This window comes from Nakamurella sp., from assembly GCF_044224575.1.
Taxonomy (GTDB): Bacteria; Actinomycetota; Actinomycetes; order Mycobacteriales; family Nakamurellaceae; genus Nakamurella.
In genome coordinates this window covers 23848-43703 of the sequence record NZ_JBGAKE010000029.1, presented here as the reverse complement: position 1 = coordinate 43703, position 19856 = coordinate 23848, and the positions used below count along the sequence as shown (strand labels likewise).

Here is a 19856-nt window from a genome sequence, read left to right as displayed (position 1 = left end):
GTGCAGAAGGTGCCCCATCAACCCGGCGGAAGGGGCACCTTCCGCACACTCGACGGCTTGGCGGGGGCACGACGCCAGCCGCCCGCGGTGAGCGCCTGTTCGATCCGGGCCAGACACGCCCCGCGGTCCGCGGAGAACGCGCGTCCGGTCAACCGGACCACCCGCCACCCGTGCGCTGCGAACAGGTCGAGCCGGCCGACGTCCCGGTCGTACTGCCGGGTATCGGTCCGGTGGTGGTCGCCGTCGTACTCGACGATCACCCGGTACCGCCGGTACACCATGTCCCCGCGCCCGATGAATGTGCCATCCGCCGCGCGCACGTCGATGTTGATCTCCGGTTCGGGCAGCCCGGCCTCGACGATCGCCAGCCGCACCAGCGTTTCCGGGCGGGATTCGGCGCCCTGACGAACCAGGCCGACCGCCCGCCGGGCCTTGACCGTGCCGCGGCCGCACGCCCGATCGACCCGATCCACCAGGTCGGCCAGGGCAAGGTAGGGCCGTTCGTCCACGGGATCGGGGAATCGCGGGCCCAGGATCAGCGCATCGCCGACCGCCACCAGGTCCGGCAGGGCCAGGACCGCCGCGAGTTGGCAGAACAGGGTGGCCGGGTCGACCAGCCGAAACCCGTTCCGCTGCACGGTGCTGATCAGGTGGTGGCTCAGCCGATGGCCGACCACGTCGGGCAGGCGCGGCGACATCGCCGGCTCCATCACCGCCACGTGCACCGGGCCCGCCCCGGCCGACCATCCCGGCAGCGGCAGCGGCCAGAGCCGAGCCGCCGTCAGGTGGGAGAAGAACGCGCCGTCCGGCACCGCCAGTTCCACCGCCGAACAGCGCTCGCGAAGGGCCGCGTCGGCGTTGGCCCAGACCGATTCGGCAGTCCGGTCCTCCGGCCTGACCGCTCTCCGCACGCCGCGCGCCGGTCGGTCCAGATCCTGCCGGCGCATGCGCTTCTTGCTCAGGCCCAGGGCCCGGCCCTGGGCGAGGGTGAACGGGATCGCCTTCAGGTCGGGCGGAAGGTCGTCCGGTGGGCGCGGCACCCGATCAGCGTGACCGACTCCGGTCCGCGTGCCCGGACTTATCCACATCCGCCCCCGCCGCCGGCGCCGAGTGCGCAGAAAGTGCCCCTTGAACGCGGCGGAAGGGGCACTTTCTGCACACTCGCGGGGTCAGGCGGGGGCGGGGTCAGGCGGGGTCAGGCGGACGCGGCGTCGGGCGGGGCTCGGGGGCGGGGTCAGGCGGGCGCGGGGTCAGGCGGGGGGCGGGGTCAGGCGGGCGCGGCGTCGCGGGCCAGGGCGAGGATGCGGGAGGTGGCGCGCTTGTACTTCTTGCGGTACCCGCCGGCGAGCATGTCCGGGGTGAAGATCTCGTCCAGCGGGGTGCCGGATGCGCGGACCGGGATGGAGCGGTCGTAGAGCCGGTCGATCAGCACCACCCAGCGCAGCGCGGCCGACTGGTGCTCCAGCGGCGCCACCCCGGACAGCTGCACCGACGTCACGCCGTCCAGCAACCGGCCGTACCGGGACGGGTGCAGCGCGCCGAGCCGGGTGGTCAGCGCGGCGAACGAGTCGAGGCTGGCCCCCGGCGCCTGCGCGGCGTCGACCAGGTCGGCCTCGGGCAGCGGCGGCGGCGCCGGGGCCAGCCCGGAGTGCCGGTAGTCGGGCCCGTCCACCCGCAGGGTCTGGAACCGGGACGACAGCGCGTGGATCTCCCGGCGGAAGTCCTCGGCGGCGAATCGCCCCTCCCCCAGCTTGTCCGGCAGCGTGTTCGACGTCGCGACCAGCGACACCCCGGCGTCGCACAGCTGCCCGAGCAACCGGGTCATCAGCATGGTGTCGCCCGGGTCGTCCAGCTCGAACTCGTCGACCGCGACGAGCTTGTGCCCGGACAGCCGGCGCACCGTCTCGGCGTACCCAAGCGCCCCGACCAGGTGCGTGTACTCCACGAAGGTGCCGTACGCCTTCGGCCCGGGGACGGCGTGCCACAGCGAGGCGAGCAGGTGCGTCTTGCCGACCCCGAACCCACCGTCCAGGTAGTAGCCGCCGGCGGCGGCCGGGGCGGACCGGCGGAACAACCCGCGCTTGGGCGGGGTGCCGACCTGCTCGGCGAAGGCGGACAGCGCGACCACCGCGGCCTGCTGGCTGGGTTCGTCGGGCGCGGGCCGGTAGGTGGCGAACCGCACGTCGCGAAACCTCGGTGGCGGCACCAGCCCGTCGATCAGTTCGTCCGCGTCCACCACGGGGTCACGGTCGAGAAGTTGGATGGGCATGACGGAGCAGCGTATCGGGACCGCACGCGCCGTCTGGTACGGATGGGTTGTGCGCGCAGACACACCCGGGGTCGAGCGATTGCCCGACGGACCCGGTCGGGACGACGAACTCGCCGCCCTTTACGCCTGGCCGGACGCCCCGGGTCCGACCGTCCGCGCCAACATGATCACCAGCCTGGACGGCGGCGCCGCGCTGGACGGCCGTTCGGGCGGCCTGGGCAACGAGGCGGACCAGCACCTGTTCGCCGTGTTGCGCGACCTGGCCGACGTCATCCTGGTCGGCTCCGGCACCGTTCGCGCCGAGCAGTACGCCGGCGTCGAGCTCGACGGCGACCGCCGGGCCCGCCGCCGGCGGTGGGGCCGGCCGGCGTCCCCGCCGCCCATCGCGGTGGTCACCGGGCGCGGCCTGGACGCCGACCTGCCGCTGTTCACCGACTTCGAGACGAAGCCGATCGTCATCACCCCGCGGGCGGCGGCGGGCCGTGTCCCGCCGGCCGCGGAACCGCTGATCGCCGGCGAGGAGCGGGTCGACCTGGCCGCCGCCGTCCGGACGCTGGCCGACCGGGGATTCCGGCGGATCCACTGCGAGGGCGGCCCGGCCCTGCTCGGACAGCTGGTCACCGACGACCTGCTCGACGAATGCTGCCTGACCATCGCCCCCCTGCTGCTCGGGTCGGACTCGACCCGGCTGCTGCCGACCGTCCTGGCCGAACCGGCCGGCTGGGTGCCGGACGGTGTCCGTATCGGCGGCGCGCACCTGTTCACCCGCTACCACCGGTCCGGCCGATGAGCGGCACGACGACCCGGCGCGCGGTCGCCGGCGGGCTGGCGGCGCTGACCCTGCTCGCCGGCTGCACCCTGGGTCCTTCCCAGCGGCCGGACCTCGCGGTCTACGGAAGCGGGCCGGCCACCCCGGCCACCACCGCACCGCCCGGGAGCAGCGCGGTCGGGCCGGGTGGCCCGGGCCAGCGGGCTCAACCGATCCGGTGGGAACGCTGCTCGGACGTGGCCGACACCGATCCGGCGACCGGGCAGCAGTTCGACGTCGACTGCGCGACGGTGCTCACCGACGGGCGGGCGGTCGGCGGGTCCGGGCGGCGCAGCATCGAGGTCGCCCGGGCCCGCGCGGCCGGGGTCGCCGACGACGCCCCGGTCCTGCTGGTCCTGCAGGACTCACCCGGGGCGCACGGCCGCAGCGACGTCGCCGCCGTTGCCGCCGGTCTCTCCGCGGCCGTTCGCCAACACTTCGCCGTGGTCACCGTCGACCTGGTCGGCAGTGGGGACTCCGACCCGATCGATTGCGTCTCCGGAAGCGACCTGAGCACCGTGACCAACCTGGGCGCCGACCCGGCCGAGCCGAAGGCGGCCGCGGCGCTGTCCGACGTCACCCGCTCGATCACCTTCGCCTGCACCGACGCCGGCGGCCCGGACCTGCCGCTGGTCAACAGCACCGAGGCGGCGGACGACCTGGACCACCTGCGGGCCGCTCTGGGCACCGACCGGATGGCCCTGCTGGGCCGCGGATTCGGCGCGACGCTGGGCGCGGTGTACGCCGACCGGTACCCGGGGCGGGTGCAGTCGGCCGTGCTCGATGCGCCGTCGAACCCGCTCGACTCCGCCGATTCCCGGGCCACCGCGGTGGCCGTGGCCGCCGAGAAGTCGTTGGACGGTTTCGCCGCCGCCTGCCCGACGTTCACCGGCGGGTGCCCCCTCGGTGACAACCCTCGGGCCGCGGTCGAGCAGCTCGTCGAGCGCCTCGACGCGAGCACCAATCCGGGCACCCGGCGGACCACCGGGGGCACGGTCCTGCTCGCCCTGCTGCTGCGGTTGGGCGACCCGGACAGTTGGCCGCAACTGGCCACGGCGCTGGCGAGTGCCGGCCAGGGCACCACCGGACCGCTGACCGACCTGGTCGAAAGTTCGTTGGCGCAGGACCCCGCCGCCCGCGACTCGACCGGCTGGTTCGAGCCGACCCTCATCTACGCGTGCAACGACGACGCGGTCCGGCTGACCGGCGACTCGCTGACGACCGCCGTCGAGGGCGCCCGCACGCAGGCCCCGCTGTTCGGCCCCTACACCGTCGGCCTGGCCGGACTCTGCGGGTCCTGGCCGGCCCCGGAGAGCGCGCTCGGCGGGGTGAAGGCCAACGGCGCCGCACCGATCCTGGTCGTCGGCGCCGTCGCCGACCCGGTCGCGCCCTACCCGGCCGTGCGGGCCCTGGCCGGCCAGCTCTCGTCGTCGACGCTGCTGAGCTGGCAGTCGGGCCGGCACGGCAGCTATCCGGCGAGCGCCTGCGTCGGCGCAGCGGTCGACGACTACCTGATCAGGCAACAACTCCCGCCGGTCGGCACCCTCTGCCCGCCCTGAGGCAGCCCGCCGCAGACCGCCCGCCCGGCGTGGTGGCGGTGCACTGTCGGTGCCCGGTCGTAGGGTCGCGGGCATGACGGGGTCCATGACGACGGCCGGGCCGGCCGCCTTCCGCCGGGCGGTGTCCCGGCTGGCTCTCGCCCGGCTGCGCAGGGAGATCGAAGTCGGCCCACTCCCCGCGCCGGCCCGGCTCGCGCCGTACAGCCACGCGGTGTCGGCGGCGGTCTATCCAGCCGGGTCGGAGGAGGAGACGGCCTCCGGGCGGTTGGTCCTGCTGTTCGATCCGGACGGGGTGCCGGCCTGGGGCGGGGAACTGAGAATCGTGGCGTTCGCCACATGTGAGCTGGACGCCGAGATCGCCCAGGATCCGCTGCTTCCCGAGGTCGCCTGGAGCTGGCTGACCGAGTCGTTGGAGGCCAGCGGCGCCGGCTACAGCGCGCTCGGCGGCACGGTGACGGCGACCTGTTCCACGCGGTTCGGCGACATCGCCGGTCCCCAGCGCGCGGATGACCTGGAGATGCGGGCATCCTGGACGGCAGATGAGCACACCGACCTGCATCTGCAGGCGTTCGCCGGTTTCTTGGCGGCGGCCGCGGGTCTTCCGCCCGAAGGCGTGACGCTCCTTCAAAGGGCGGATGCTTTCGCAGCGCGAACGGACAGATACGATTCGTAACCATTACTCGTAATGGGTGCTTGACCACGGACGGCGGAAGGGTCGACACTATGTGTGACAACGGAACGACAGGGCCTCCCGGAGTCGGGTCGATCCTTTGACTCGACGGTTGCCGGCGGAACCCGGACAATTGGCACGTCGCGCGTTGGCGCGGCCGGGTGGGGAGGATGTCCGGTGAGTGACTTTTCGGTGGCCTACGGGCCGGTATCGACCGTGGTGGGGGCAGTGGACCGAAGTACCCAGGTGGAGCAGGGCATCCTGCTGCCGACCCAACGCACCCCGGGCGCCCAGGTGCCGCGGTCCGCGCTGCGGACCTCGACCGTCTTGCTGGTCGACCCCGATCGGGCCACCCGCGAGCCGCTGAAGGCGAGCCTGGTGGAGATCGGTATCGGCCGGGTCGTCGAAGCGCCGTCGATCGCCGCGGCCGAGGAGGTCGTCCAGCGGCAGATCGTCGGCGAACTCGCCCTCGTGAGCCTGCAGCTCGGCGCGGAGGCCATCCGGCTGGTGCAGCTCCTGCGGGAGGCCGGGTGGTCACGCACCATCGCACTCGCCCCGACGGCCGACATCGGCCCGGTCATCGACGCGGTCGGATCCGGCGTCAGCGGGGTGCTGATCGGGCGGCGGGCCAACCCCGCCGCGGCCTCGATCCCGGCGACCATCCACGACCTGTCCAGCCGCGAGATCGAGGTCATCCGGCTGGTGGCCGACGGCCGCTCCAACAAGTGGATCGGGGAGCAACTGTCGCTGTCCGCGCTCACCGTGAAGAGCCACCTCGCTCGCATCGGCCGCAAGCTCGGCACGGGTGATCGAGCACACATGGTTGCCCTGGCCATGCGGGCCGGGGTCATCGCCTGACCCCGTCCGGACTGTTGATCCCGTTCCTGCCGCACCGGCGCGGTAAATTCCGCTGATGGCCCCCACCACGGACGTTGACGGCGACGGCGTCGTCGCCGCGTCCTCGGTACCCGGGGCGCAGCCACCGAGCCCGACCGGATCGACCGGCCGGCCCGACGCGGCCGCCCAGCCGGACACGACCGCCCAGCCGGACACGACCGCCCAGCCGGACGCGATCGCCGAACCGGAATCGACCGCCGTCCCGCTGCTCGTGCCCAGCGACCCCGTCGTCGCCCCGGTGACCGGTCTCGGCGACCTGTTGGCGTGGGCGCGGCAGCTCGCCGCGGGACCGGCCGAACCGGTGGCGATCGACGCGGAGCGCGCCTCGGGCTTCCGGTACGGCGGCCGCGCCTATCTGGTCCAGCTGCGCCGGCGCGACACCGGCACGGCCCTGCTCGACCCGATCGCGCTGGGCGACCTGCAGGTGCTCGACCAGCCACTGGCCCGGTCCGAATGGGTCCTGCACGCGGCGACCCAGGACCTGCCCTGCCTGGCCGAAGCGGGCATCCGCCCGCGCCGGCTGTTCGACACCGAACTCGCCGGCCGGCTGGCCGGGTTCCCCCGGGTCGGCCTGGCCCCCCTGGTGGAACGCATGCTCGGCCTGCAGCTGCGCAAGGGGCACGGCGCCGCCGACTGGTCCACCCGGCCACTGCCGCACGACTGGCTGGTCTACGCCGCGCTGGACGTCGAGGTGCTGGTCGAGCTGCGGGACGCGATGGAGGCCGAGCTGACCCGGCAGGGCAAGCTCGAGTGGGCCCAGCAGGAGTTCGCCGCGCTCGTCGCCGCGCCGGCGCCCACCCCGCGGCCCGACCCCTGGCGCCGCACCTCCGGCGTGCACAAGATCACCGATCGGCGCGCGCTGGCCATCGTGCGCGAACTGTGGCTCGCCCGGGATTCGCTCGCCCGGCGCCGAGACGTGGCGCCGCACCGGGTGCTTCCCGATTCCGCGATCATCGCCGCCGCGGCCGCCCGGCCGACCACGATCACCACCCTGGTCGCGTTGCCCGTGTTCTCCGGACGGATGCAGCGACGCAACGCCGACGCGTGGCTGACCGCGGTGACCCGAGCACTCGCGCTGCCCGCCGAGGAGCTGCCGCCGTCCCGCTTCTTGGGCGACGGACCGCCCGCGCCGGCCAAATGGGCCTCGCGGGATGCGGTGGCCGCCGCTCGGCTGCAATCGGCCAAGGCCGGCCTGGTCGAGCTGTCGGAGCGGGTGCACACCCCGGTGGAGAACCTGATGTCCCCGGACCTGGTCCGTCGGGTGCTGTGGACCCCGCCCGACAGCGACGGCGCCGGGTTGGACGCCGCGCTGTCCCAGGTCCTGGCCGACCGCGGCGCCCGGCCGTGGCAGATCGAGCTGACCGAGCCGGTGCTGCGCAAGGCCATCGTGGACGCCTCACGAGCGTAAGTTACCCACGGGTAACTTTATGGGTAGGATGGGTGTGACGGGCCGGCAGGGGATGCCGCCGATGGTGGCCGCCGGTTCGTGAATCCATCAGTTCCGACCCGGGAAGAGTGATCCATGGCCGTGTCATCTCCGGAATCGACAACGCAGGTTCGCCCGGTGCCGCCGGGCCCGCGCACCCTGCGCGACGTGGTGTTCGTCGAGGGCGTGCGCACCCCGTTCGGCAAGGCCGGTGACAAGGGCCAGTACGCGCAGACCCGGGCCGACGACATGGTCGTCAAGGTGATCCGGGAACTGCTGCGCCGCCAGCCCGGCCTGCCGCCGGAGCGGATCGACGAGGTAGCCGTCGCGGCGGCCACCCAGACCGGTGACCAGGGCCTGACGATCGGCCGGACCAGCGCCATCCTGGCCGGCCTGCCCACGAGCGTGCCCGGCTTCGCGATCGACCGGATGTGCGCCGGCGCGATGACTGCAGTCACCACCGTCGCGTCCGGCATCGCCGTCGGCGCCTATGACGTCGCCATCGCCGGCGGCGTCGAGCACATGGGTCATCACCCGATGGCCCAGGGCGCCGACCCGAACCCGCGGTTCCTGGCCGACAAGCTGGTCGACCCGTCCGCGTTGAACATGGGCTCCACCGCCGAGAACCTGCACGACCGTTTCCCGGAGCTGACCAAGCAGCGCGCCGACGCGTTCGCGGTGGCCAGCCAGGAGAAGTACGCCAAGGCCCTGGCCAACGGTCAGATCACCGGCGACCTGGTGCCCGTCGCGACCCGCTCCGAACAGGGCTGGGGGCTGGCCACGGCCGACGAGTTGCCGCGCCCGGGAACGACTCTCGAGGCCCTGGATCACCTGCGCACGCCGTTCCGGCCGCACGGCCGGGTCAGCGCCGGGAACTCCTCCGGCTTGACCGACGGCGCGACCGGCTGCCTGCTGGTCGCTGCCGATGTCGCCGACGAGCTGGGCCTGCCGGTGCGGATGCGCATGGTGTCCTACGCGTTTGCCGGCGTCGAGCCCGAGACCATGGGCGTCGGGCCCATCCCGGCGACCAAGAAGGCCCTGGCCAAGGCCGGTCTGACGATCGACGACATCGGCCTGGTCGAGATCAACGAGGCGTTCGCCGTGCAGGTGCTCGCGTTCACCGATCACTTCGGACTCGCCGACGACGACCCGCGGATCAATCAGTACGGCGGCGCGATCGCCATGGGCCACCCGCTGGCCTCGTCCGGCGTGCGGCTGATGACCCAGCTCGCCCGGCAATTCGCCGAGCACCCCGAGGTCCGCTACGGCCTGACCACCATGTGCGTCGGCCTGGGTATGGGTGGCACGGTCATCTGGGAGAACCCGCACCACGACCACACGAACGGCAGCCAGACCACCGGGAGCGACCAGTGAGCACCGCCGAGAACACCATCGATCTCACCGCTTTCGCCGCCGACGAGGTCGTCACGCACGCCTTCGTGAAGGTGGTCGAGGTGCCGACCCCGGGCGCGCCGGGCCGCACCCGGATCGCGTTGATCACCATCGACAACGGCCGCGACCACACCCGGCCCAGCACGCTCGGCCCGGCCGGGCTGGCCGAACTGGACGCCGCGATCACCGTGGCCGTCGACGCCGCGCCGGACGCGATCGCGGTCACCGGCAAGCCGTTCATCTTCGCCGCCGGCGCCGACCTGTCGCAGATCGGCCGGGCGACCGACCGGTCCATCGCGCTGGCCGTCGCCGAGCTCGGCCAGCGGGTCTACCGGCGCCTGGGCACCTCCGGGATCCCGTCGTTCGCCTTCGTCAACGGGCTGGCCCTGGGCGGCGGCACCGAACTCGCCCTGCACTGCGACTACCGCACCATGGCGTCCAACGCCGGCTTCATCGCCCTGCCCGAGGTCTTCCTGGGCCTGCTGCCCGGCTGGGGCGGCACCCAGCTGCTCCCCCGGCTGGTCGGCCCGGAGAACGCGGTCACGGTGATCATCGAGAACCCGCTCAACCAGAACCGGATGCTCAAGCCGCGGCCGGCCGCCGACCTCGGCCTGGTCGACGTCGTGCTGGACGCCGCCGATTACCTGGAGCAGTCACTGGTCTGGGCGGCCGGCGTCGTCGCCGGCTCGATCACCGTGCCCCGCACCGAGTTCGCCGGCGCCTCCGACGCGGAATGGGCGGCCGCACTGGAGCGCGGCAAGATCATCGCCGACATGCGCACGCACGGCGCCGCGCCGGCCCCCTACCGGGCGCTGGAGTTGATCGAGCTGTCGCGGACGGCCGACCTGGAGCAGGGCCTGCGGGCCGAACGCGAGGGGCTGGCCGACCTGGTGATGAGCCAGGAGTTCCGGGCCGGCGGCGGCTACGCGTTCAACCTGGTGCAGAAACGGGCCCGCCGACCGGTCGGCGCGCCCGACCCGACGCTGGCCCGCCCGGTGACCAAGGTCGGCGTCATCGGCGCCGGCCTGATGGCCGGTCAGATCGCCCTGCTGTTCGCCCGGAACCTGCACGTACCGGTGGTGCTGACCGACGTCGACCAGGCCCGGTTGGACAAGGGACTCGCCGGCGTGGCCCGGGAGATCGCCGCACTGGCGGCCAAGAAGCGCATCTCGACCGACGAGGCGAACCGGCTGACCGCGCTCATCACCGGGTCGCTGGACTACGCCGCGTTCGCCGACGCCGACTTCGTCATCGAGGCGGTGTTCGAGGAGCTGGACGTCAAGCGCCAGGTGTTCGCCCAGCTGGAGAAGCACGTCAGCACGGAGGCAGTGCTGGCCACCAACACCTCGTCGTTGTCGGTGACCGCAATGGCGCGGGACCTGGAGCACCCGGAGCGGGTGGTCGGCTTCCACTTCTTCACCCCGGTGGCCGTGCTGCCGATGCTGGAGATCGTGAAGGCCGCCGACACCGACGATTCCGCCCTGGCGACCGCCTTCGCGGTGGCCAAGGGTCTGCGGAAGGGACCGGTGCTGACCGCCGACGCGGCCGGCTTCCTGGTCAACCGGTTGCTGCTGCGCAGCATGGGCGAGGTGCTGGCGGCGATCGACGAGGGCACCCCCGCCGACGTGGCCGACGCCGCCCTGGCCCCGCTGGGCATGCCGATGTCGCCGCTGATGCTGCTGCAGCTGTCCGGTCCGGCGGTGGCCGCGCACGTGCAGGAGAGCCTGCACGCCGCATTCGGCGACCGGTTCCCGGTGTCGCAGAGCCTGCGGCGGATCGCCGATGCGGGCCACCGCACCCTGCTGAGCTGGGACGGCGAAGGTCGTCAGGTGCTCGACCCGACGGTGGCCGCGCTGCTCGTGCAGGGCGACCGGCCGTCGACCTCCGAGCAGGTGCGCGACCGCGTGCTGCTGGCGCTGGCCCAGGAGGCCCGGCTGATCCTGGACGAGGGCGTGGTGGCCGAGGCCGCCGACATCGACCTCGGGCTGATCACCGGCGCCGGCTGGCCGTTCTGGCTCGGCGGGATCACCCCGTACCTGGATCGGGAGGGCTATTCGGAGCGGGCCACCGGCCGCCGGTTCGCCCCGCCCGGCGTGGCCACCCTGCCGGCCTGACCCCGCCGGCCCAACCCGGCCTGCCCGCACCCTGCCGTCGAACAACCCCTCGTCCGGATCCGATCCCGGCGGGGGGTTGTTCGCATTCGGTTCGGATCTTCGTCACATCGGCGCAATGCTCCTGTCGCTTCGCCGGTACTGGCCGGATACCCCCTTGCAATTTCTCACTCTTTTGGCCTAGCATCGACCCTAAGATCGTGAACAAGGCCACAGTGGGTGATCCCGAATCGCCCTCTCACGTCGTTCACAATGAAGACGCGACCACAGTCGTTCGCGGTCAGCGAGCACACGACCTACCAGCGAACAGAAGGTGATTGTCATGAACGTCTCCGCCATCGCGACCCACGTCTCGGACTCCGGCATGGTCGGCAACCCGAAGCGCACCCGCGGCCTCGACGCCGCCCTGCTGGCCCAGCCGGCCACCGAGCCGGAGGCCACGCTCGTCGGCAACCCGCGGCGGATCCGCGGGCTGTCGATCGAGGACTTCAAGGCCGCCTGAGCACTGCACTCCGGGACCGCCCGCTCGGCATCGGCCGACGGGCGGTTCCGTCGTTCCGGGCCCGGTCCGTCGGCCGCGGTCGGGTCGGGTCGGTCGCGGTCTCGTCAGCGACTCACTCGGCGGTGACGGCGATCGGCTCGCCGCCGGTGATCCTCAGCAGTTCGGCGTAGCTGGTCGGAAAGACGGCGTGCGGGATGCCACCGGCTGCCCACACGACATCGAACGGCGCCAACGCGACGTCGACGAAGGTGCGCACGGGGCGCGGATGTCCCACCGGCGCCACCCCGCCGATCGGCTGGCCCGTCGCCGACCGGACCTGGTCCGGCGACGCCCGGCCCAGCCGGCCTACCCCCAGCAGCGCGGCCACGTGCACGGTATCGACCTTGTGCCCGCCACTGGTGAGGATCAGCACCGGCTCGGCCGCGTCCGGGGTGGGGCCGGCAAGAAAGATCAGGCTGTTGGCGATGGCGGCCGGCTCGCAGTCCAACGCGGCGGCGGCGTCCTTCGCCGTGCGGACCGCGTCCGCCAGGATCCGCACCTGACCCTGGGCCCCGGCCGCGGCCAGCGCGTCGGCCACGTTCTGCGCGTTCGGGTGCATTCTGACGCTCCGTTCCGATCGGTCTCCGGCCCGCACCCTACGGCCTGTCCGGGACCCCGCACGCTCGGTCCGGGAACGCACCGAGCACGCTTGGTCGGCTAACCTCGCGGCCGGATGGTTCACCGGTTCGCGAAGGGGCTGCCATGGCCAACACCGCCGATCTGCTGCTGGACGGTTACCAACGGATCGCCGAGACGACCCGGGCGGTCCTGGACGGCCTGCCGCCGGCCCTGCTGACCTACCGCGTCGACCCGTCGGCGAACACCATCTCCTGGCTGATCTGGCACCTGACCCGGATCGAGGACGACCACCTGTCCGGCGCGTTCGGCACCGAGCAGGTCTGGATGGCCGACGGGTGGGCGGCCCGGTTCGCGTTGCCGTTCCCCGACGACGTGCACGGGTACGGCCAGACGCCGGCCGACGTCGCGCTGGTCCAGCCGTCGGCGGGCGATCTGCTCGGCTATTTCGAGGCGACCCACGCCCGGTCCGTCGAGCTGCTCGGCGGCGTCACCGACGCCGACCTGGACCGCGTCGTCGACGAGCGCTGGGATCCGCCGGTCACGCTCGCCGTCCGGCTGGTCAGCGTGCTGGCCGACGGGTTGGAGCACGCCGGTCAGGCAGCCTACGTCCGCGGCGTTGCCGAGCGGCTGACCCGGGACTGACCGCGGTGCGGCTGCTGGTCAGCTTCGTCGGTGGTACCGGGCACTTTCTGCCGCTGGCGCCGCCGGCCCGGGCGGCCGCCGCGGCGGGCGACCGGGTGCTGGTCACCGGCCAGTCGGCCATGCTGCCGGTGGTCGCCGCGGCCGGCTTCACCGTGGTGGACAGCGGCGGGCGGACGCTGGCCGATCCGGCCGCCCGCCGACCGCTGGCCCCGGTGGATCGGGCCGCCGAGGCCGCCGTGATCAACGACGTCTTCGCCGGCCGGATCGCCCGCGGCCGGGCGACCCGGCTGATCGAGATCGGCCGCACCTGGCGGCCCGACGTCATCCTGCACGACGAGGTCGATTTCGGTGCCGCGATCGCCGCCGATGTGCTGGGGCTGCCCCGGGTCGAGCTGGTCGTGCTCCCGGCGGGCGGGACCGTCGACCGCGACCGGCTGGCGAGCAGCGTGGCCCGCACCAGCGCCGAATTCGGGCTGCCGGCCGGACCGCGGGCGGCCACCCTGACCCTCGAACCCGCTCCCCCGGGATTTCGCGACCCGACCGATCCGCTGATCGGGACCGTCCGTCGCATTCGCCCCGCCGCGCTCGATGTCCCGCTCGGCGATCCGGACCCCGCGACCGCGCGCGTGCTCGGCCGGCTCGACCAGTTCCCGGACCGGCCCGTCGTCTGGTTGACCCTCGGCACGATCTTCCACCAGGAGTCCGGCGATCTGTTCGGTCGGATGACGGCCGGGCTGAGCCGGCTCGATGCCTCGGTGATGGTCACCGTCGGCCGGGAGCTCGATCCCGCCGAGCTCGGCCCCACCCCGCCGAACGTGTGGGTCGAACGCTATGTCCCGCAACAGTTCCTCCTTCCCCGCTGCGACCTGGTGGCCTGCCACGCGGGGTCCGGGAGCGTGCTCGGCGCACTGGCGTTCGGGGTGCCGATGCTCCTGGTGCCGATGGGGGCGGATCAGCCGGCCAACGCCGACCGGTGCGCCGCATTGGGCGTCGCGACGGTGCTGGACCCGCTACGGCTCACCCCGGAGCAGGTGGCCAGGGCGGCCCGGACAGCGCTGCAGGACCCGCGATTCCGGGCGGCCGCGCAGCCCTGGCGGGCGGCCTGCGCCGCGCTGCCGACGGCGGCCGACGCAGTGCCCTGGATCCATCAGCTGAGCCGCCACTCATCCGGCCTTTGACGTTGACCTTTCGTTCACCCATGTGCGTGGTGGCTCACACCTTCGCCTGACCGAGAAACGGACGAAGCGACATGTACGCCGGTGACGCGCCACTCGACCGGAGCGTTTCCGGTCTACCGGGCGGTCTCGGTGTCCAGGAAGGCCCGGCCGCGCGCCGACAGCTCGTACCCCACGACCAGGCTGTGCGTGAGCCCGAGCTCCTTGAGCTTGCGCACGTCCAGCTTGAACGGCTTGGTCTCCCGGCCGAGGGAGGCGGCCAGGTCGGGCGCCCGCACCGCCGGGTTGGCCTCGATCAGCCGCAGGATGGCCCGGGTCCACGGCCCGGTCCGCCGGCCCCGGTCCATCCGGTCCAGGGTTGCGGCGATCTGCGCGATCTCGGCCGCGGACGGCATCGCGGCCCGCAGCGCCACCCGCTCGTCCGGCCGGTCGAACGCCACCCCGATCCGGTACAGGTCGGCGCCGCGACCCCGTTGGTTCGCCGCCCGGAGTGCGGCCAGCGAGGCCATCCCGGCGCCCCGGGCGTCGGCCTCGGTCAGCGACTCGTCGTCGATCCGGTCCACCGAGGTGAACCGGATGACGCCGGCACCGGTCCGCTGGGTGCCGCCGACCCGAACCCGCGGGGCGTCCCAGCGCCGGAACACGGCCGTGACGGAGCCGTCCCGGATGCCCTGTGCCACCGAGATGGTCAGCAACACGGCGCGTCTCCCTTCACTCCGCGGCCCATCAGTCCGCGGCCGCCGGCGCCGGATCGGCCGGCGGCAGCCGGACCCGCACCCGCAATCCTCCGTCCGGCACGGGCGCCGCGTCGACCGTCCCGTGGTGGGCGGCGACGACCGCCCGGACGATGGACAGGCCCAGACCGGTGCCCCGCTGGCCGGTCCGCGGCCGCTGCCCCTGCCGGAACGGCTCGAACAACTCGGTGACGGTCGCCGCGTCGATCACCGGGCCGGACGAGGCGATCTCCAGGATCGAGTCCCCGTGCCCGTCGTCGGCGCGGCCGGTCGTCACCGTGATCCACCCGCCGGGCACGTTGTGCCGCACCGCGTTCTCCACCAGATTGCCGATCAGCCGGCCCAGCAGCGCCGGGTCGCCGGACACCGGCGCGGGGCCGCCGGAGACCGTCACGGATAGACCGCGCTCGCCGATCGCCGCCTCGTTGACCTGCAGGGTCGGCCCGACCAGCTCGGCCAGGTCCACCTCCTGCCGCACCGACACCCCGCGGGCCTGGGTCCGGGCCAGCACCAGCAACGAGGTGAGCAGCCGGTTGGCCCCGTCGGTGGCCTCCAGCACCACGGTGCCCATCTCCCGCAGCTGGGCGGCGTCCGCGGCGGGGTCGGCGAGGGTGACCTCGACCTCGGTCCGGATCACCGACAGCGGGGTGCGCAGCTCGTGCGAGGCGTTCGCGACGAACCGGCGTTCCGCGTCGAACGCGGCCTGCAGCCGGTCCAGCATGTCGTCGAACGTGTCGCTCAGGTCGGCCACCTCGTCCCGCGGCCCGGTCAGCCGGATCCGGCTGTCCAGGGAGGATTCGGACAGCACCCGGGCCGTCCGGGTGAGCGTGAACAGCGGGCGCAACGTCCGGCCGATCAGCAGCCAGGACAGCATCGCGCCGGCCAGCACCTGGATCGGGAAGGCGATCAGGCCGGCGATCAGCACCGTCTGCCGGCCCTGCCCGGCGATCGCGGAGGCCGCCGCGGAGGCCTCGACCAGCCGGCCGTCCACCTCCACGAAGGTGCCCGGCGGGAACTGCGGCAACGCCGCCACCACCCGGCCCACCACCAGGTACGACAGGGCCAGCAGGAGTGCGCCGAACAGGGCCAGCAAGGCGGTCGAGAGCAGCGTGAGCCGCAGCCGCAGGCTCTGCCGCGCTTCGATCGGTCCCCGACTGCGGGCCGGACCTCTCGAGTCGTCCTCCTCGGTCATGCTGACGCTCCCCCGGGGCTCCTCGCAGGCTCGAACGGGTTCGCTCGGCAAGCCTCGCTCATTGCTGCCCTTCGTCAGCCGGCGCCCACGCGATACCCGGAGCCCACCACCGTCTCGATGATCCCGGGGTCACCGAGCTTGCGGCGCAGCGTCATCATGGTGACCCGCACCGTGGTGGTGAACGGGTCGGCGTTCTCGTCCCAGACCCGTTCCAGCAACTCCTCGCTGGACACCACCGTCCCGCCTGCGGCCAGCAGTACCTCGAGCACGCCGAACTCCTTGCGGGTGAGTTCCAGCGGTCGACCTGACCGGGCGACGGTGCGCTTGGCCGGGTCGAGTTCCAGGTCACCGGCCCGGAGCACGGGGGGTGCGGCGGGCGACGAGCGTCGACCCAGCGCCCGGATCCGGGCCACCAGCTCGGGAAACGCGAACGGCTTGGTCAGGTAGTCGTCGGCGCCCAGCGACAGGCCGTCGACCCGATCCTCGACGCCGGCCGATGCGGTGAGCATCAGCACCCGGGTGGTATCCGAGGCGGCAACGATCTCGGACAGCACGTCGTCGCCGTGCATCTCCGGCAGGTCGCGATCCAGCACGACCACGTCGTACCGGGTCAGCATCGCCTTCTGGTGCCCCTCGACACCGTCGTAGGCGACGTCGACCGCCATCCCCTCGGCCCGCAGGCCGCGGGCGATCGCATCCGCCAGCCGCCGGGCGTCCTCAACGACCAGGACCCGCATGCTCTCCCCTGTGTTACTCGGTCACTGCTGACCGGCCGGTTCACCGGTTCGGGCCGGCTCGCTGCTGCGCCGGGCGATCAGTTCGGTGATGCCGCGGGCCACGGCCTGGCCGGTCAATCCGAGTTCGGCCAGCAGCTCGCCCCGGGAGGCCGGCTCCAGGAACTCTTGCGGCAGCGCGAGCACGTGCACGCCGATGCCGGTGCCGGAGAGGCGGTCGGCGACCGCGGCGCCCACGCCACCGGACCGGCCGCCGTCCTCGACGGTGACCACCAGTCGATGCGCGGCGGCCAGGGTCGCGATCTCGGCGGGGACGGGCAACGCCCACCGCGGATCGACGACGGTGACGCCGATGCCCTGGGCGGCGAGCAGCCGGGCGGCGTCCACGGCCATCGCGCCGAACGCGCCGACGGCGACCAGCAGGACGTCCCGGTCCGGCGCCCCGGCGCTCTCCGCCGGCTCGGCCAGGACGTCGACGCCCGATCCGGGACCGGATCCGGGGTCGGCGACGACCCGGCGGACCGCCGGAACGGTGGCCGGGACCGCACCCTTGGGGAAGCGCAGCACGGTCGGCCCGTCGGTGACGTCGAGCGCCTCGTGCAGTTCCTCGGTCAGGGTGAGCGCGTCCCGGGGGGCGGCCATCCGCAGGCCCGGCACGATCGCCGCGAGCGACATGTCCCACATGCCGTGGTGACTGGGTCCGTCTTCACCGGTGACGCCGGCCCGGTCGAGCACGACGGTGACGCCGAGCCGGTGCAGCGCGCAGTCCATGAGGAGCTGGTCGAACGCCCGGTTCAGGAAGGTGGAGTACACCGCGACGACCGGGTGCATGCCCCCCATGGCCAGTCCGGCCGCCGAGGTCAGGGCGTGCTGCTCGGCGATGCCGACGTCGAAGATCCGGTCGGGGAAAGCGGTGCCGAACGCGGTGAGACCGGTCGGGCCGCACATGGCCGCGGTGATCGCGACGACGTCGGGTCGTTCCGCGCCGGCCACCACCATCTCCCGGCCGAAGACGTGCGTCCAGGTCGTGGTGGTCGCGGCGACCGGCTTGCCGGTGGCCGGGTCGAACGCGGGCGGCGAGTGCATCTGCTCGGCCTCGTCGTTCTCCGCCGGGTGATACCCCTGACCCTTGCGGGTGACGCAGTGCACGACCACCGGACCACCGAAGGCCCGCGCCCCGCGCAGCGCCTGCACCACGGCTTCGACGTCGTGCCCGTCCACCGGTCCGACGTACTTCAGGCCCAGGTCGGCGAACATCGTCTGCGGCACGAACCAGTCCTTGACCGCGGACTTGGCTGCGTGCAGCGCGGCGTACAGCGGCCGCCCGACGAGCGGGGTCCGGGGCAGCGTGTGCTTGACCCGGCCGAGCATCCGTTCGTAGCCGGGCCGTAGCCGCAGGGCGGCCATCCGCTGGGCCATGCCGCCGGTGGTCGGCGCGTACGAGCGACCGTTGTCGTTGAGCACGATGACGATCGGCCGGTCGGCGCCGGCGATGTTGTTCAGGGCCTCCCAGGCCATCCCGCCGGTGAGTGCGCCGTCGCCGATCACCGCGACCACGGTGCGGTCCTTCTCCCCACTCAGGGCGATGGCCTTGGCCATCCCATCGGCGTAGGACAGCGAGGTGGAGGCGTGCGAGTTCTCGATCCAGTCGTGCTCGGATTCGGCCCGGCTCGGGTACCCGGACAGGCCGCCCCGGGTGCGCAGCCGCTCGAACCGATCGGCCCGGCCGGTGACGATCTTGTGCACGTACGCCTGATGGCCGGTGTCGAACAGGATCGGGTCGGCCGGTGAGTCGAACACCAGGTGCAGGGCGATGGTCAGCTCGACGATGCCCAGGTTCGGTCCGAGGTGGCCGCCCCGCTTGGCGGTCTGGGTGACCAGCAGCTCGCGGATCTCCCCGGCGAGCGCGGTCAGCTCGGCCGGCGTCATCGCCCGCAGCCGGGCCGGCGACAGGTCGCGCAGCCGCTCGGACGGCAGCCCGTCGGGCGGCCGCTCATCCGGAACGGACGTGCCGGCGCGCCCCTGTTGTGTCACCGACGCCTCCTTGCCGCTGTGCCGAACTTCCCCGACCGTACCGCCAGGTACCGACGTCCCACGCACGGCACGGTTGTCGTGCACCGCCGAACGTGATCAGTTCGTGGCCGGTCCGGCGGGTCGTCGTTCTGACGCCGTGGACCCCGAGCGGTACATTCCCCGAGGTGGACGCGACATCACCCGATCCGGTGCGCCTGCCCGTCACGCTGCGCCACCACGGCGGCCCGCCGTGGGTGATCGCTCACCGCGGCGCCAGCGCCCGGCGTCCCGAGAACACCCTGTCCGCGTTCCTGGCCGCCTGGCATGCCGGGGTGGTCTGGGTGGAGGCGGACACCCAGCCGACCGCGGACGGCGTGCCGGTGCTGTTGCACGACCGCGACCTGGACCGCACCACGACCGGGCGGGGACCGGTCCGGGCGGCCCGTCGGGGTGACGTCGCCCGGCTGACCGTCCGGGGCTGGCCGGGCGAGTGGGTCCCCCGGCTGGCCGAACTGTTGGCGATGCTGACGCCGACCCGGGCGCTGCTGCTGGAGCTGAAGGGTTACCACACCAGCGCCCAGGTCCGTACCGTGCTGGGCGAGATCGACGAGGCCGGCGTGACGGATCGGGTGCTGCTCCAGTCGTTCGAGGTGGAGGTGCTCCGCGAGCTGCACCGGGCCGACCCGGACCGGCCCTTCGGCCTGCTGGTCACCGAACTGGACGCCGACCCGGTGGCCCGCTGCCGCGACCTCGGCGCCGGTTACTACCACCCGTCCGCCGGGGCCCTGCTGCGCCGGCCCGACGTCGTCCCCGCCCTGCACGCCGCCGGCATCGGCGTCGCCTGCTGGACCGCCGACGATCCGGGCCAGTGGGCGGCCCTGACCGGAGCCGGCGTGGACGGCATCATCACGAACCGCCCGACCGAGCTCGCCACCTGGCAGCGGCGCCGCTGACCCGCCGGGCCGGGCGAGCACCTCCCGGCCCCGCCATGGCGGCAGACCTGGACTTCGGGCGCATCGAGGAGTAAGAGTCCGGCATGGTGTCGACGGGGGCCGACCGCAGGACCCCCGGACTCGTCTCCCACCCCGCCAGGCTTGCGGTTCGTTGCCGGCCG

At 73.3% G+C, this 19856-nt stretch carries 18 protein-coding genes; 11 read left to right on the top strand and 7 right to left on the bottom strand.

Going from position 1 to position 19856, the window contains the following annotated elements; genetic code table 11:
• Positions 1–17: 17 nt before the first annotated feature.
• Both ACILSK_RS22980 and zapE read right to left on the bottom strand, forming a co-directional pair.
• Positions 18–1040, bottom strand: coding sequence for an endonuclease domain-containing protein (locus tag ACILSK_RS22980; protein ID WP_395729522.1), 1023 nt, complete (start codon positions 1038–1040; stop codon positions 18–20).
• 227 nt (positions 1041–1267) lie between these two features.
• Positions 1268–2269 carry a cell division protein ZapE gene (zapE, locus tag ACILSK_RS22975; protein WP_395729521.1) on the bottom strand — a complete coding sequence of 334 codons (1002 nt, stop codon included), beginning with the start codon at positions 2267–2269 and terminating at the stop codon, positions 1268–1270.
• A 49-nt stretch (positions 2270–2318) separates the two neighbouring features.
• Here zapE and ACILSK_RS22970 point away from each other — a divergent pair, with 49 nt between their 5' ends.
• From ACILSK_RS22970 to ACILSK_RS22935, 8 genes are all read left to right on the top strand, one after another.
• The gene (locus tag ACILSK_RS22970) at positions 2319–3059 is read left to right on the top strand and encodes a pyrimidine reductase family protein (protein ID WP_395729520.1); all 741 of its coding nucleotides are present in this window, start codon (positions 2319–2321) and stop codon (positions 3057–3059) included.
• Positions 3056–4636: an alpha/beta hydrolase gene (locus ACILSK_RS22965; protein WP_395729519.1), complete on the top strand. Its 1581-nt coding sequence runs from the start codon at positions 3056–3058 to the stop codon at positions 4634–4636. Before ACILSK_RS22970 ends, ACILSK_RS22965 begins: the two co-directional genes overlap by 4 nt.
• Positions 4637–4709: 73 nt before the next feature.
• Entirely contained in the window at positions 4710–5309 is a 600-nt protein-coding gene (locus ACILSK_RS22960) for a DUF3000 domain-containing protein (RefSeq protein ID WP_395729518.1), read from the top strand.
• A 174-nt stretch (positions 5310–5483) separates the two neighbouring features.
• Positions 5484–6164: a LuxR C-terminal-related transcriptional regulator gene (locus ACILSK_RS22955; protein WP_395729517.1), complete on the top strand. Its 681-nt coding sequence runs from the start codon at positions 5484–5486 to the stop codon at positions 6162–6164.
• 55 nt (positions 6165–6219) lie between these two features.
• A complete protein-coding gene (locus tag ACILSK_RS22950) occupies positions 6220–7611 on the top strand; it encodes an HRDC domain-containing protein (protein ID WP_395729516.1) in 1392 nt (463 codons plus the stop codon).
• 114 nt (positions 7612–7725) lie between these two features.
• Positions 7726–9003 carry a thiolase family protein gene (locus tag ACILSK_RS22945; RefSeq protein ID WP_395729515.1) on the top strand — a complete coding sequence of 426 codons (1278 nt, stop codon included), beginning with the start codon at positions 7726–7728 and terminating at the stop codon, positions 9001–9003.
• Positions 9000–11135: a 3-hydroxyacyl-CoA dehydrogenase NAD-binding domain-containing protein gene (locus ACILSK_RS22940; protein WP_395729514.1), complete on the top strand. Its 2136-nt coding sequence runs from the start codon at positions 9000–9002 to the stop codon at positions 11133–11135. Before ACILSK_RS22945 ends, ACILSK_RS22940 begins: the two co-directional genes overlap by 4 nt.
• Positions 11136–11454: 319 nt before the next feature.
• Positions 11455–11634, top strand: coding sequence for a hypothetical protein (locus ACILSK_RS22935; protein ID WP_395729513.1), 180 nt, complete (start codon positions 11455–11457; stop codon positions 11632–11634).
• A 112-nt stretch (positions 11635–11746) separates the two neighbouring features.
• Here the strand turns inward: ACILSK_RS22935 and ACILSK_RS22930 are convergent, their stop codons facing one another.
• On the bottom strand, positions 11747–12232 hold the full coding sequence (locus ACILSK_RS22930) for a YbaK/EbsC family protein (protein ID WP_395729512.1): 486 nt from the start codon (positions 12230–12232) through the stop codon (positions 11747–11749).
• Between the two features lie 143 nt (positions 12233–12375).
• Between ACILSK_RS22930 and ACILSK_RS22925 the strand changes: the two genes are divergently transcribed.
• Both ACILSK_RS22925 and ACILSK_RS22920 read left to right on the top strand, forming a co-directional pair.
• On the top strand, positions 12376–12894 hold the full coding sequence (locus tag ACILSK_RS22925) for a mycothiol transferase (protein ID WP_395729511.1): 519 nt from the start codon (positions 12376–12378) through the stop codon (positions 12892–12894).
• A gap of 5 nt (positions 12895–12899) precedes the next feature.
• The gene (locus ACILSK_RS22920) at positions 12900–14072 is read left to right on the top strand and encodes a glycosyltransferase (protein ID WP_395729510.1); all 1173 of its coding nucleotides are present in this window, start codon (positions 12900–12902) and stop codon (positions 14070–14072) included.
• 113 nt (positions 14073–14185) lie between these two features.
• On the opposite strand, the gene ACILSK_RS22915 is transcribed toward ACILSK_RS22920, so the two are convergent.
• The 4 genes from ACILSK_RS22915 to dxs all read right to left on the bottom strand — a co-directional run bounded on the left by ACILSK_RS22915 (position 14186) and on the right by dxs (position 18763).
• Entirely contained in the window at positions 14186–14767 is a 582-nt protein-coding gene (locus ACILSK_RS22915) for a hypothetical protein (protein ID WP_395729509.1), read from the bottom strand.
• Between the two features lie 28 nt (positions 14768–14795).
• Positions 14796–15995 carry a sensor histidine kinase gene (locus tag ACILSK_RS22910; protein WP_395729508.1) on the bottom strand — a complete coding sequence of 400 codons (1200 nt, stop codon included), beginning with the start codon at positions 15993–15995 and terminating at the stop codon, positions 14796–14798.
• 74 nt (positions 15996–16069) lie between these two features.
• Positions 16070–16732 (bottom strand): response regulator transcription factor, encoded by a 663-nt coding sequence (locus ACILSK_RS22905; protein WP_395729507.1) that lies wholly within the window; start codon positions 16730–16732, stop codon positions 16070–16072.
• 21 nt (positions 16733–16753) lie between these two features.
• Positions 16754–18763, bottom strand: coding sequence for a 1-deoxy-D-xylulose-5-phosphate synthase (gene dxs / locus ACILSK_RS22900; RefSeq protein WP_395729506.1), 2010 nt, complete (start codon positions 18761–18763; stop codon positions 16754–16756).
• Between the two features lie 164 nt (positions 18764–18927).
• On the opposite strand from dxs, the gene ACILSK_RS22895 reads away from it, so the two are divergent.
• On the top strand, positions 18928–19695 hold the full coding sequence (locus ACILSK_RS22895; RefSeq protein ID WP_395729505.1) for a glycerophosphodiester phosphodiesterase: 768 nt from the start codon (positions 18928–18930) through the stop codon (positions 19693–19695).
• The last annotated feature ends 161 nt before the right edge of the window (positions 19696–19856 follow it).